General features: G+C 70.3%; 16 protein-coding genes. 4 read left to right on the forward strand and 12 right to left on the reverse strand.

Translation table 11 applies throughout. From position 1 onward, the window contains the following. Positions 1-4: 4 nt before the first annotated feature. Both HHX41_RS04505 and HHX41_RS04510 read right to left on the reverse strand, forming a co-directional pair. Positions 5-1,309, reverse strand: a complete 1,305-nt coding sequence (locus tag HHX41_RS04505; protein WP_182904923.1) for a carotenoid oxygenase family protein — start codon at positions 1,307-1,309, stop codon at positions 5-7. Positions 1,310-1,324: 15 nt separating this feature from the next. Then, positions 1,325-1,882: a hypothetical protein gene (locus tag HHX41_RS04510; RefSeq protein ID WP_182904924.1), complete on the reverse strand. Its 558-nt coding sequence runs from the start codon at positions 1,880-1,882 to the stop codon at positions 1,325-1,327. 92 nt (positions 1,883-1,974) lie between these two features. On the opposite strand from HHX41_RS04510, the gene HHX41_RS04515 reads away from it, so the two are divergent. Continuing rightward, the gene (locus tag HHX41_RS04515) at positions 1,975-2,529 is read left to right on the forward strand and encodes a PadR family transcriptional regulator (RefSeq protein ID WP_182904925.1); all 555 of its coding nucleotides are present in this window, start codon (positions 1,975-1,977) and stop codon (positions 2,527-2,529) included. A gap of 222 nt (positions 2,530-2,751) precedes the next feature. Here HHX41_RS04515 and dnaB read toward each other — a convergent pair whose 3' ends face one another. Then, positions 2,752-4,074, reverse strand: a complete 1,323-nt coding sequence (dnaB, locus tag HHX41_RS04520) for a replicative DNA helicase (protein ID WP_182905334.1) — start codon at positions 4,072-4,074, stop codon at positions 2,752-2,754. 334 nt (positions 4,075-4,408) lie between these two features. Here dnaB and HHX41_RS04525 point away from each other — a divergent pair, with 334 nt between their 5' ends. After that, entirely contained in the window at positions 4,409-5,737 is a 1,329-nt protein-coding gene (locus HHX41_RS04525) for an MATE family efflux transporter (RefSeq protein WP_182904926.1), read from the forward strand. Between the two features lie 2 nt (positions 5,738-5,739). On the opposite strand, the gene HHX41_RS04530 is transcribed toward HHX41_RS04525, so the two are convergent. From HHX41_RS04530 to rpsF, 7 genes are all read right to left on the reverse strand, one after another. Next, a complete protein-coding gene (locus HHX41_RS04530) occupies positions 5,740-6,483 on the reverse strand; it encodes an amino acid ABC transporter ATP-binding protein (protein ID WP_182904927.1) in 744 nt (247 codons plus the stop codon). Further along, complete coding sequence (locus HHX41_RS04535; RefSeq protein WP_310741772.1) at positions 6,480-7,382, reverse strand: amino acid ABC transporter permease; 903 nt, start codon at positions 7,380-7,382, stop codon at positions 6,480-6,482. Before HHX41_RS04535 ends, HHX41_RS04530 begins: the two co-directional genes overlap by 4 nt. Continuing rightward, complete coding sequence (locus tag HHX41_RS04540; protein ID WP_182904928.1) at positions 7,379-8,260, reverse strand: ABC transporter substrate-binding protein; 882 nt, start codon at positions 8,258-8,260, stop codon at positions 7,379-7,381. The genes HHX41_RS04535 and HHX41_RS04540 overlap by 4 nt, the downstream gene beginning before the upstream one ends. A gap of 183 nt (positions 8,261-8,443) precedes the next feature. Beyond that, positions 8,444-8,890, reverse strand: a complete 447-nt coding sequence (rplI, locus tag HHX41_RS04545; RefSeq protein ID WP_169983624.1) for a 50S ribosomal protein L9 — start codon at positions 8,888-8,890, stop codon at positions 8,444-8,446. 19 nt (positions 8,891-8,909) lie between these two features. Then, on the reverse strand, positions 8,910-9,146 hold the full coding sequence (gene rpsR, locus HHX41_RS04550; RefSeq protein ID WP_030508621.1) for a 30S ribosomal protein S18: 237 nt from the start codon (positions 9,144-9,146) through the stop codon (positions 8,910-8,912). Between the two features lie 84 nt (positions 9,147-9,230). Next, a complete protein-coding gene (locus tag HHX41_RS04555) occupies positions 9,231-9,761 on the reverse strand; it encodes a single-stranded DNA-binding protein (protein WP_182904929.1) in 531 nt (176 codons plus the stop codon). 102 nt (positions 9,762-9,863) lie between these two features. Continuing rightward, positions 9,864-10,154 (reverse strand): 30S ribosomal protein S6, encoded by a 291-nt coding sequence (rpsF, locus tag HHX41_RS04560; protein WP_030508619.1) that lies wholly within the window; start codon positions 10,152-10,154, stop codon positions 9,864-9,866. 268 nt (positions 10,155-10,422) lie between these two features. On the opposite strand from rpsF, the gene HHX41_RS04565 reads away from it, so the two are divergent. Beyond that, positions 10,423-10,668, forward strand: coding sequence for a hypothetical protein (locus tag HHX41_RS04565; RefSeq protein WP_249350265.1), 246 nt, complete (start codon positions 10,423-10,425; stop codon positions 10,666-10,668). A gap of 11 nt (positions 10,669-10,679) precedes the next feature. Here the strand turns inward: HHX41_RS04565 and HHX41_RS04570 are convergent, their stop codons facing one another. Continuing rightward, positions 10,680-10,856, reverse strand: coding sequence for a hypothetical protein (locus HHX41_RS04570; RefSeq protein WP_169949047.1), 177 nt, complete (start codon positions 10,854-10,856; stop codon positions 10,680-10,682). Between the two features lie 182 nt (positions 10,857-11,038). Between HHX41_RS04570 and HHX41_RS04575 the strand changes: the two genes are divergently transcribed. Next, the gene (locus HHX41_RS04575) at positions 11,039-11,830 is read left to right on the forward strand and encodes a deoxyribonuclease IV (RefSeq protein ID WP_182904930.1); all 792 of its coding nucleotides are present in this window, start codon (positions 11,039-11,041) and stop codon (positions 11,828-11,830) included. A gap of 43 nt (positions 11,831-11,873) precedes the next feature. Here the strand turns inward: HHX41_RS04575 and HHX41_RS04580 are convergent, their stop codons facing one another. Continuing rightward, entirely contained in the window at positions 11,874-13,124 is a 1,251-nt protein-coding gene (locus tag HHX41_RS04580; RefSeq protein WP_182904931.1) for a glycosyltransferase 87 family protein, read from the reverse strand. Positions 13,125-13,150 lie beyond the last annotated feature (26 nt).

The following is a 13,150-nucleotide window of genomic DNA, read 5'->3' on the forward strand; positions in this document are numbered from 1 at the left end:
TCCGTCAGGCGTCCGGAATCCACGAGCCGTGGAACCCCGCGGGCACCCGGCGCGGCAGCCGTACCGACGCCACCTGCGCCAGGTCCGCCGCGTCGAGCACCAGCAGCTCCGCACCGTGCCCGGTGCCCGCGATCGACAGCAGCCAGCCCTCGTCCTCGGCCTTCGCCCCCGAGGCGGGGACGAACACGGCCTCCCCGGGCGAGCGCTCGCCGGTCTCGTACGCCCGGCTCGCACCGGTCGCGGTGTCGTACTTCAGGATCGCGCCCTTGCTGACGGCATAGATATAGCGGCTGGTCAGACCGGTGCGCGCCTCGTTGATCGTGGGGAACTCGACGGCCAGGTCGTCGAGCGGCTCGTCCTTGGCGACGCCGGTGGCGGGGTCGAGGATCCAGCGGTGCAGGGCCGCGCCCCCCGTGTGGGCGGCCGGGTTGGCCGTGCCGCCGATGGTCGGCCAGAAGCCGCAGAACGCCCCCGGCGAGTAGCGCACGGCGTCGACGAGGACGCGCCCGTGCTCGTCCTCGCTCGCGTTGCCCACGTGGAAGACGTAGCAGGGGTCGATCTCGAACCACCGCACCTCGCCGGTCCTGCGGCTCATCACGCCCAGCCGCGCGCCGTAGGAGTCGTCCCACCCGTACGGCATGCCCCGGCCCACCAGGTCGAAGTCGAAGACGACCGGTAGGTCGAGCCACACCACGTGGTTCTCGGTGATCGCGAAGTCGTGGGCCATGGTGGGCCCGGGCACGTCCACCGGCCGGCTCTCCACCAGTTCGCCGCCCGCGGACAGGCGGTGGTAGGTGAGGTACGGCTCGGCCCAGCCGTACCCGAAGAAGTGCAGCTCCCCGGTGACCGGGTCCTCCTTCGGATGCGCGGTCATCGCCGTGGCCAGCCGCCCGCCGAAGTCGCACGGGCCGACCGTGTCGAGCTCCGGCGTCATCACGTACGGCAGGCCGTTCTCCACGAGCGCGAGGATCTTGTCGGCGTGCCGGATGACGTGCGTGTTGGCGGGGACGGCCGCGAGGTCCACGCCGTGCTCGTGCACGTAGGGCGCGCCGTCGAAGCGGGTGGTGCGCACCCAGCGGTTGCGGTACCACTCGGCCCGCCCGTCGCGCAGCCGGATGCCGTGGATCATGCCGTGGCCGACGAACCAGTGTCCCGGGTCCTCTCCGGGGCGGGGGTTGGGGCCGTTGCGGAAGTAGCGGCCGGTGAGCTCGGGCGGCAGGGTCCCCTCGACGGGCAGGTCGAGGGCGTCGATCTCGTCGGGGACCGGGGCGAGGTGGCCGGTCAGGTAGGAGGCGGTCAGCTCTGTCATGTCGGGGGACTCCCTTCAGGCGGCGTAGCGGGCGCGGACGATCTGGGGGTAGCGGATGGTGAACAGGGCCGGCAGGGCGAAGCCGCAGACCTTCACCGCGATGATCGCGGCGGTGGCGTGCGGGGCCAGGGCGAACAGCAGGGCGAGACCGGCCGCGTTCAGCGTGAACCCGACGGCCCACACGGCGGTGATGACGGCGTTGACCCGGTAGAACAGCGGGGTCGCGTGCACCTCGGCGGGGGTGGTCCGGCGGGCGATGCCCAGTGTGAACGGCTTGCCGATGGCCAGCGACCCCCAGGCGGTGAGGGCCAGCCAGGCCACCGACACGGCCGGGCCGTACTCGCCGAAGGGCGCCGGCGAGACCGTGAACGCGGTGAGCGTGAGACCGGCGAAGAAGACCCCCGAGCTGAGCTCGATGACCATCTCGTCCCAGCCGCGCCCCGCCCGGCGGTCGGCCGCGAGCAGCACGACCGAGACGAGGAGCGCGGCCGCGGCTCCGACTCTGGCCTCGCCGTTCGTGCTGAGGACGGCGAAGGCGATCCAGGGGAGGAAGGTGAGGACGTAACGGAGCACGGGAGGTTCCTTCAACGACGTTCCATGAGTGACATGTCGAAAGTAGAACCTCCACTCGCGACATGTCAACACAGGAATGTACGATCGGACCCATGAGCCTTCGTCATGCCATGCTCGGCCTGCTGTCGGCCGGGCCCGCCAGCGGGTACGACCTGCTGAAGACCTTCGAGATCTCCCTGGCCAGCGTCTGGCCCGCCACCCAGAGCCAGCTCTACGCCGAGCTCGGCCGGCTGTCCAAGGAGGGCCTGGTGCGGGTCGTCGCGGAGGGCCCGCGCGGGCGCAAGGAGTACGAGATCACCGAGGAGGGCCACACCGAGCTGTGCCACTGGCTGGTCGAGGTGCCGCCCAACCAGACCCGGCGCAGCGACATGCTGCTGCGCGTCTTCTTCCTCGACCAGGTCGGCTCCGACGCCGCCCGCGGCTACCTGGAGCGGCTGGCCGAACGGGCCGTCCACGAGCACGACCAACTCCGCGGCATCCGCGAGTTCGTCATCAGCGAGGGCGACGACGCACTGCGCCTGTACGGCGACATCGCCCTGGAGTGGGGCCTGCGCCTGACCGCCGCGCAGCGCGACTGGGCCGAGTGGGCGGCCGCCCGGGTGGCGGCGCTGGAGCAGCAGAAAGCCGGGCACACCGCGGCCGAGTGACGATTTTCCACGGAGCCCGCGGCCTCCCTCGGCCTCGACCAGACGCTTCGGCTCTGGAGGACACGACGCCTCCGCGAGCTCAGGCAGTCACGGGCGGCGAGGCCGGGGGCCTGGCCTCCGGCCGCACGCTCGCTCACCAGGGCCGAGTGGCGTGCCTACCGGGCCGACGTGGCCTACCGGGCCGTGTGCGCCGCGTCCGGACGCCGGCGGGTCGGCCTGTCGTCAGTGGGTGGCCATGTCCACGAAGCGGCTGTAGTGGCCCTGGAAGGCCACCGTGACCGTGGCCGTCGGACCGTTACGGTGCTTGGCCACGATCAGGTCCGCCTCGCCCGCACGCGGCGACTCCCGCTCGTACGCGTCCTCCCGGTGCAGCAGGATGACCATGTCGGCGTCCTGCTCGATGGAGCCCGATTCACGCAGGTCCGACACCTGTGGACGCTTGTCCGTACGCTGCTCGGGACCACGGTTGAGCTGGGAGATCGCGATGACCGGCACCTCCAGCTCCTTGGCCAGCAGCTTCAGGGCCCGGGACAGCTCGGAGACCTCCTGCTGGCGGCTCTCGGTCTTCTTGGGCGAGCTCATGAGCTGGAGATAGTCGACGATCACGAAGCGCAGGTCGTGACGCTGCTTCAGGCGGCGGCACTTCGCCCGGATCTCCATCATCGACATGTTCGGGGAGTCGTCGATGAACAGCGGCGCCTCGGCGACCTCGCCCATGCGGCGGGCCATCCGCGTCCAGTCGTCGTCGCTCATCATGCCCGAACGCATGGTGTGCAGCGCCACCCGCGCCTCGGCCGACAGCAGACGCATGGTGATCTCGTTGCGCGACATTTCCAGCGAGAAGACAACCGTGGTCATCCCATGCTTGATCGCCGCGGATCGGGCGAAATCCAGACCTAGTGTGCTTTTTCCGATCGCAGGTCGGGCGGCCACGACGATCATCTGGCCGGGGTGGAGGCCGTTGGTCAGGGCGTCGAGGTCCTGGAAGCCGGTCGGGACGCCGACCATCTGGCCGCCGCGGCTGCCGATGGCCTCGATCTCGTCCAGCGCCGCCGGCATGATCTCCGCCAGCGGAAGATAGTCCTCGGAGGTGCGGCGCTCGGTGACCTTGTAGATCTCGGCCTGTGCGCGGTCGACCAGGTCGTCGACCTCCTCGCCCTGGCCGCCGTACCCGTAGGAGACGATGCGGGTGCCGGCCTCGATGAGGCGGCGCAGGACGGCCTGCTCCCGGACGATCTTCGCGTAGTAGCCGGCGTTCGCGGCGGTGGGCACGATCGCGGTCAGCGTGTGCAGGTAGGCGCCGCCGCCGACGCGGGCGACCTCGCCGCGCTTCTGCAACTCGTCGAAGACGGTCACCGAGTCGGCGGGCTCGCCCCGGCCGTACAGGTCGGTGATCACTTCGAAGACGATCTGGTGGGCGGGCCGGTAGAAGTCGTCGGCGCGCAGCACCTCGATCACGTCGGCGATGGCGTCCTTGGACAGCAGCATGCCGCCCAGGACCGACTGCTCGGCCTCGATGTTGTGCGGCGGCGTCCGCTCGAACATCGAATCGGAGCCTCCCGGTCCCCCCGGGAAGTCGAGCACGCTCACCTCACACCCCCTGCCCGGTGGTCACAGCATCACCAGCCCGGTGCGCAAGTCTCCCCAAGCGCAGGGGTGCGCGGCAACTTGACCAGTGGACAACCCTGTGGACAACGTGTGCAGTCCGTGCGTGGGACATGTGAAAACCCTGGGGACGATCCTGTGGACAGAGATGTGGCCGCATCACGAAAGTCCGCTCCCACCAGGGATTTCGGTATCCACGGCCTGTGGAAGGAAGAAACTCACCGAAGTTTTTGATACCGATCGAGCATCGCTCCGTAAGCCGCAAAATAGGCTTATGCCACTTACCTCCGGAACGGGACACGGCCGTGCCCGCGACAGGGAGATCCTCAGGCTCGCGATCCCGGCATTCGGGGCACTGGTAGCCGAGCCGCTCTTCCTGCTCACCGACTCCGCCATCGTCGGCCACCTCCCCGATCCTGCGCTCGGCGCTCTCGGCGTGGCCAGCGCGGCCCTGTCCGCTCTCGTCGGGCTGTGCGTGTTCCTCGCGTACGCCACCACGGCCGCGGTCGCACGGCGGCTGGGGGCGGGGGACGTCAGGCAGGCGATGCGCCAGGGGATGGACGGCCTGTGGCTGGCCGCGATCATCGGTCTGGCCGTCAGCGTGGCGTGCTGGCCTCTTGCTCCGTTTATCGTACACCTGTTCGGAGCGACGGGCGAGCTCGCCGCGCAGGCCGTCACCTATCTGCGCATCAGCCTCCTGGGCACCCCCGGCATGCTGCTGATCCTCGCCGGCACCGGCGTCCTGCGCGGGCTGCAGGACACCCGTACGCCGCTGGCCGTGTCCGTCGCGTCGTTCGCGCTCAACGGCCTGCTCAACATCTGGTTCGTCCTCGGCCTGGGCTGGGGGATCGCCGGGTCGGCCTGGGGCACGGTCGTTGCCCAGTCCCTCGCCGCCGCGACGTACCTCGCGATCGTCGTGCGGACCGCCCGCGCGCACGGCGCCTCGCTGCTGCCCGACCTCGCCGGGGTGCGGGCCGCCGGCACTGCCGGGTTCGCCCTGATCGTCCGTACGGCATGCCTGCAGGCCGTGCTGCTCGTCGCCACCGGGCTCGCGACCCGCATGGGCGACGACCAGATCGGCGCACACACGATCGCCGCCCGGATCTGGACGTTCCTCGCCTTCGCCCTGGACGCCATCGCCATCGCGGGGCAGGCCATCACGGGCCGCGCGCTGGGCGCGGGCGACACCGAGGGCACCCGTGCGGCCACCCGGCGCATGGTCATGTGGGGCGTCGCGTGCGGCGTCGCCTTCTGCGGGGCGGTCCTGCTGGCGCGCCCGCTGGTCCCGGCCCTGTTCGACGCGCAGGGCGAGGCGGCCGCCGAGCTGCTCGCCGTGCTGTGGCCGGTCGCGCTCCTGCAGCCGGTCGCGGGCGTCGTGTTCGTCTTGGACGGGGTCCTCATCGGGGCGGGCGACCAGCGCTACCTGGCCTGGGCGGGGCTGTGGACGACGCTGGCCTACCTGCCGTTCGCCGCCGTCGCCGGCAGCCTGGTCGGCCTGTGGCTCGCGCTGGGCGCCTGGATGGCCGCCCGGCTCGTCACGCTCGCCCGCCGCGCGTACGGCACCGCCTGGATGGTCACCGGCGCCTCGCGGGCGGCCGCCTGACGTCACATGCGGCGGGCCTCCAAGACGCGCTGGAGGAACGCCCGGGTGCGGGGGTGCTCCGGCGCGCTGAAGATCTGCTCGGGCGGACCGCTCTCCAGCAGCACGCCGCCCTCCAGGAAACACACGGTGTCGGCGATGTCGCGGGCGAAGCCCATCTCGTGGGTGGCCAGGATCATCGTCATCCCGGTCTCCTTCAGCTCGCGGATCACCCCGAGCACCTCGGTGACCAGCGTGGGGTCGAGCGCGGAGGTGACCTCGTCGAGCAGGAGCAGGCGGGGGTCGGTCGCGACCGCGCGGATGACGGCCACCCGCTGCTGCTGACCGCCGGACAGGCGGTCGGGATACTCCCCCGCCTTGTCGGCCAGCCCGAACCGGTCGAGCAGCTCCCGTGCCCTGGCCTCGGCCTTCTCGGGGCGCACGCCGTGCACCTTGCGGGGTGCGAGCGTGATGTTGTCGAGCACGGTCATGTGCGGGAACAGGTTGTAGGCCTGGAACACCATCCCGATGCGGCGGCGGACGTCGTCCGCATCGGCCCGGACGTCGGTGATCTCGGTGTCGTCGAGGTAGATGGCGCCGTCGTCGATCGTCTCCAGCAGGTTGACGCAGCGCAGCAGCGTCGACTTGCCCGAGCCGGACGCCCCGATCAGGCAGACGACCTCGTGCGGCGCGACCTCCAGGTCGATCCCGCGCAGCACGCTCAGCCCGTGGTAGTGCTTCCAGACGCCCTCGATCGTGAGCAGGCTCATGCCGTGCCGCCTCCCGTTCTGCGCCGGGCGGCCCGCGCGGCGAGATGGTCGGTGAACCTCGCCATCGGCACCGTCAGCAGGATGAACAGCAGCGCGGCGGCGAGGTAGGGGGTGAAGTTGAAGTCGAGGTCCTTGTGGATCTGCGCCTGCCGCAGCGCCTCCAGCGGGCCGAGCACGGAGACCAGCGCGGTGTCCTTCTGCAGGGACACGAAGTCGTTGAGCAGGGGCGGGACCACCCGGCGCACGGCCTGCGGCAGCACCACATGGCGCATGGTCTGGCCCTGCGTCAACGCCAGCGACCGCGCCGCCGCCCGCTGGCTCGGGTGCACCGACTCGATACCCGCCCGGAACACCTCCGCGACGTACGCGCCGTACGACAGCACGAGCGCGATGATGCCGAGCGTCACGGGGTCACTCGGCGCGCCCTGCAACTGGAGCGCCGGGATGCCGAACCCGACCAGGTAGATGAGCAGGATGGTCGGGACGCCGCGGAACACGTCCGTGTAGAGCACGGCCAGCGCGCGCAGCGGGAAGAACACCGGCGCCCGCAGGCCCCGGACCACCGCCACGAGGAGCCCCAGCACCAGGATGAACACCTCGGCGATGAGGAACATCTTGATGTTGAGCAGGAACCCGCGCAGCACGTCGGGCAGCGCGGCGACGAACGCCTCGGGGCTGAGGAAGGTCTCCTGCACCCGCGGCCACCCCGGCGACGAGGTGATCCCGGCGACCAGGGCGACCACCACGACGATCGTGGACGCGGTGGCGATCGAGACCGACCGCCGTGCCCGGCCGCGCAGGTCCGCCTCCCGGCGACGCTGCCGCTCGCTCTTCACCCACACGGGCGACTCGGCGTGCTCCGGCATCCCCGGCGACGCGGCGGATTGCCCGTCGGTCACTTCAGCTCCGGCGCGCCGGCGGCGGCGGTCAGCCACTGGCTCTCGATCTGCGCCAGCTCACCGGACGACTTGAGCTCGCCGAGCGCCTTGTCGACGCAGCTCACCAGCGGGCTGCCCTTCTGGAACAGCAGGCCGAACTCCTCCGGCTCGCCGCTGTTCGCGGCGAACTGACCGACGATCTTCGAGCCCTCCACCTGGGCGGCGGTGACGTAGAAGGCGGTCGGCAGGTCGACGACGATGGCGTCGATTTGCTTGTTCTTCAGCGCGTTGACCGCGTCGACCTGCTGGTTGAACACGCTCGGGTCCTTGGCGGGCTGGATGACCGACCGCACCGCCTCCAGCGCGGTGGTGCCGGCCTGGACGCCGATCTTGGCGTCCTTGAGCTCGGCGAGGCTCGTGGCGGAGGCGAACTTCGTACCGTCGAGGGCCACCACGCCCTGCTTGACCGTGTAGTAGCCCTGGCTGAAGTCGACGGCCTTGGCCCGGCTGGCGGTGATGGAGATCTGGTTGACGTCGAAGTCGAACTGCTTGGGCCCGGGGGCGAACGACGAGTCGAACGGCACGACCGCCCAGGCGACCTCGTCCTTGGTGAAGCCCATCTTCTCGGCCACCGCGTAGGCGACCGCGCTCTCGAAGCCCTGGCCGTTGGAGGGGTCGTCATCCTTGAACCACGGCTCGTACGCCGGCTTGTCGGTGCCGATCGTGAGCTTGCCGGCAGTGGTGAGCTTCAGGTTCTCCTTCGCGCACGCGTTCGCGGCCGCGGAACCGGCCGGACTCGCGGCGCCGCTCGCGGTGGTGGAGGTGTCGTTCGCCGGTGCGCAGGCGGCGGCCGCCAGCACAAGGGCACCGGACGCCAGCAGGAGAGTAGGACGGCGCATCACAGCCTCCATCGGGGGGACTTACCACGAAATCCGCTGAATCGGACGGCAAGATACTAGCGTTCCGTATAACCCTTGTTTACCTGGGGTGAATCGCCTCGCCGCCCGCGTCCTGCGGGGAAGAACCGCGAAGGGCCCCTCTCCGGCGTACGGAGAAGGGCCCTCGACGGACTGCGACGGGTGTCAGCCCGCGACCACCTCGATGTCGACGGTGGCGGCGACCTCCGGGTGCAGCCGGACGCTCACCTTGTGGGTGCCGACGCTCTTGATCGCGTTGCCGATCTCGATGCGGCGGCGGTCGAGCTGCGGACCGCCGGCGGCCTTGACGGCCTCGGCGATGTCGCCGGTCGTGACCGAGCCGAACAGCCGGCCCGACTCGCCCGCGCGGGTCTTGAGCCGCACCTTGAGGGCGCCGAGCTGGCCGGCGACCTCCTTGGCGGAGCCCAGGTCACGGATCTCGCGGGCCGCACGCGCCTTCTTCAGCGAGGCGATCTGCGACTCGGCGCCGCGGGTCCACCGAATGGCGAAGCCACGGGGAATGAGGTAGTTGCGGCCGTAGCCGTCCTTGACCTCGACGATGTCGCCGGGGGCGCCGAGGCCGGAGACCTCAGTGGTGAGGATGAGCTTCATTTGTCCTGAGTCTCCTTTCTCAGCGCGCGGTGCTCGTGTACGGCAGCAGGGCCATCTCACGGGCGTTCTTGATAGCGGTCGCCACGTCGCGCTGGTGCTGGGTGCAGTTGCCCGTCACCCGGCGGGCACGGATCTTGCCGCGGTCGGAGATGAACTTCCGCAGCAGCCCCGTGTCCTTGTAGTCGACGTAGGAGATCTTGTCGTGGCAGAAAAGGCAAACCTTCTTCTTGGGTTTGCGAATCGCCGGCTTCGCCATCGTGGTGCTCCTCTCAGAGCCCCGCATGAAGCGGGAATGGTCGCTCGGTTGTGTTTACAGTGGGTGGGACCGGAAGGGCCCGACCTAGAAGGGCGGCTCGTCGCTGAAGTCGCCGCCGAAGCCGCCACCGCCCTGCGGGCCGCCGAAGCCACCGCCGCCGCCGAAGCCCCCCTGGGGAGCGGGCGCCGCGGTCGCCCACGGGTCGTTCGCCGGGCCGCCGAAGCCGCCGCCGCCACCACCGCCCTGGCGCGTGGTCTTGTTGACCTTCGCCGTGGCGTTGCGCAGCGAGGGGCCGACCTCGTCGACCTCGACCTCGTAGACCGTGCGCTTCTCGCCTTCCTTGGTCTCGTACGACCGTTGGCGCAGCCGTCCCTGCACGATCACCCGCATGCCGCGCTGGAGGCTCTCGGCGACGTTCTCCGCCGCCTGCCGCCAGACGTTGCAGGTGAGGAACAGGCCCTCGCCGTCCTTCCACTCGTTGGTCTGTTTGTCGAGAAACCGCGGAGTGGACGCGATGCGGAACCGGGCCACGGCCTGCCCCGTCGGGGTGAAGCGCAGCTCCGGGTCGTCGACAAGGTTGCCGACGATGGTGATCTGTGTGTCGCCTGCTGCCATCGGTCGCTTTCGCCTTCCTATCCCGTCAGCTGAGCCGTCAAGGGCTCAGAGTACGGCCCGGGCCCGACAAACCGCCGGGCTTCGGGGTTCTGCCAGTTGAGCTCAGTGAAGCTCGGGGCGGATGACCTTGGTGCGGAGGATGCCCTCGTTCAGGTTGAGCTGGCGGTCCAGCTCCTTCACGGTGGCGGGCTCGGCGGTCAGGTCGACCACGGCGTAGATGCCCTCGGACTTCTTGGCGATGTCGTAGGACAGGCGGCGACGGCCCCAGACGTCGACCTTCTCCACAGTGCCGCCGTCGTTGCGGACGACAGTGAGGAACTGGTCGAGCGACGGCTGCACGGTGCGCTCGTCGAGGGACGGGTCGAGAATGACCATCATCTCGTAGCGACGCATGAGTGATCCAACCTCCTCTGGACTCTTGCGGTCACGACGCCTTGCCGTGACAGGAGGACCCTGCGCTTCGGCCGGACGGCGATGCCCCCGGCCCTTATCAGACGCAGTCGAATAAGGCTACCAGCCACTTGGCCTCGCCCGTTCCGAAGAGCGAAACTGGAGGTCGGAGAGGGGGTAGGCGATGCCAGACGCCGTCGGCCGAAAAAGAGGGCACCCCGTCCACCTCACGTTGAACACGGACGGCAGGCCGCACCCGGCGGAGAACGCGATGACGATCGCGACGCTCGTGTGCGGCCTGGTGGCGTTCGTCACGGGCTTCATCGTGATGGCCCACATGATCGCGTCGTGGGTGGGCGCGATCGGGTTCTGGGGCGGACTGTACGCCCAGTTCGTCTCGTCGACCACGAGACAGCGCGCGCTGATCATCGTGGGGGTCGTGGGGTCGTTCGTCGGCGCCGCGCTGGGGATTGCGCACGGCGGCTTCTTCCCCCGCGGATTCTCACTGCGCGGCTGAGAAGCGGTGGCTCAGCCGCCGATGTGCAGGTCGACGCCGAGCAGCACGAGGAACCACAGGAAGACCGCGATCAGGGCCTGCGCGACCTGCCTGAGGAGAGTGGGGGTGATGTAGTCGTGGACCCAGGCCACGTAGAGCCCGACGAGGATGTAGATGAGAAGGAGGAAGCTGCCTAAGCGATATCTCATGCTCGTCTCCTTGAGGACGAAGTAGTATCGCGCGCGGGTTCTGGGGGCGCGTGAGACGCGACTGCCCTGATTCGCGCCTCTGAAACAGCGCGCCCTCTTGAAACGCTCTTGGAGAGCGCCTAGAGTTCGCCCTTCGCGTCGGCGGCCCCCCTCTCATCCAGGCAAGCAGTTGGAGGAACGGCATGGACAGCCACATCGGCGCCCGCCCGCGGATCGGGGCCCACGTCGACCAGGACGACCCGCTCGCGCACGCGGCCGCCCGCGACGCCGACGTGGTGCAGTTCTTCCTCGGCGACCCCCAGGGGTGGAAGAGCCCCGCGACACCCGCCACCGCCGACGCCCTGCGCGCGTCGGACGTGGACGTCTACGTGCACGCGCCGTACGTCATCAACGTGGCCACGGCGAACAACCGCATCCGCATTCCGAGCCGCAAGCTGCTCGACGCGCACCTGAAGGCGGCGGCGGCCATCGGCGCCAAGGGCCTGATCGTCCACGGCGGGCACGTCAACGCCGGCGACGACCCGCAGACCGGCTTCGACAACTGGCGCAAGGTCTTCGAGCGCACCGAGTGCCCGATCCCGGTGCTGATCGAGAACACGGCCGGCGGCGGCAACGCGATGGCGCGCAGGCTGGAGCGCATCGCCCGGCTGTGGGACGCCGTGACGGCCGGCGCCCCCGATCCTTCGGTCGTCGGCTTCTGCCTGGACACCTGCCACTTCCACGCGGGCGGCGAGGAGCTCGCCGGGCTCGTGGAGCGGGTGAAGGCGATCACCGGCCGCATCGACCTCATCCACTGCAACGACTCGCGGGACGCCTTCGACTCCGGCGCCGACCGGCACGCCAATCTCGGCAGCGGGCAGATCGACCCCGAGTTGATCCTGGAGGTCTGCCGGACGGCCGGGGCGCCGATCGTGGTCGAGACGCCCTTTGAGGGCCAGGCCGACGACATCGCGTACCTGCGCAAGCACCTGTAGACGTTCGTCCACACCCTGTGGACAACTCTGCGGATTGAGAACCTCAGGCAGTGGGTACGGCTGTCCGAAGGTCCCACACGCCCCGCACCCGTCCGGGCTTGCGCGTGGCGCGCCACAACTGCACGTACGACGTGACCGCCGCGGCCAGGACGACGAGATTGCGCACGACCAGCACGAGCGTCCCCGGCAGGGCGCCCGTCCAGCTGTAGTCCAGCTCCATCCAGGGGTACATGATCCCCGTCAGCAGGGCGGCGACCAGGACGAGCAGGGCGGCCGGCCGCTGCGTCGGGCCGGGCCGGTCGCGCCGCACCGACAGGATGACGGCGGCGATGCCGACCACCCACACGAGATACTGCGGCGACAGCACCCGGCTGGTGGCGACCAGGAAGAGCACGGTGGTGAGCGCGGCGTCGTGGTACGACCGCGGGCTCGGGGCCGCGCGCAGCCACCACACGCCGACCAGAGCCAGCGCCACCGGGGTGGCGGCCAGGCTCAGCAGTGCCGCGGCGTTCGCGCCGGGGCCCACGACCTCCATCGCGCCGTGCTTGTAGGTGGCGTAGCCGTCCCACCAGCCGAGGGCCCGGGCGAGCGCGAACGGCGTGGCGGCCAGCGACTCGATCTGCAGGCCCCGCTCCTCCTGCGCGGTCAGGAAATCCAGTGCGTGCGGCACGACCAGGGCGGTCACGCCGCATCCCGCCACGGCGACGACGAGCGTGAGTCCGGACGCGGTCAGCAGTTCGCGCCAGCGCCGCAGGCCGGCGAGCAGCGCGACCGGCCACGCCTTCACCAGGAGCCCGACGCCGATCAGCGTCCCGCGCACCGCCGGGCCGGCCGACGTCGTCAGCGCCAGCACCGCCACGAGCGTGACCATGAGGTCGTACCGGGCGAGGAGCACCGGGCCGAGCAGGGCCGCGCCGACGGTCCACGCCCACGGGCCCGTACGGCCGCCGCCGTGCCGCGGGCCCGAGGACCGCGAGGCTGAGAACCGCCACAGCAGGAGCAGGATCGCGAGGTCGCACAGCAGCGCCAGCAGCGAGAAGGCGACGTGGTAATCCAGCGGCAGCAGGCGGGGGGCGAGCAGCGGCAGCGCCGCGAACGGCGGGTACTGCCACTTCTCGTCACCCGCCGGGAACTCCCCCTCGGCCAGGACGTCGGACCAGTCGCGGTAGAGCGTGACGTCGTTGCTGAAGGCCTCGCCGTGCCCTGTCGGGATGGTCTGTGTCGCGACGAGGAGGAGCGCTCCCCGGGTCGCCGTCCAGACCAGCAGCAGGAGCCATGGCGGCCTCCGGCGCATCGCCGTCTCCCCCGTTCGTCGCACAC

The organism is Microbispora sp. H13382 (genome assembly GCF_014161445.1).
GTDB lineage: Bacteria > Actinomycetota > Actinomycetes > Streptosporangiales > Streptosporangiaceae > Microbispora.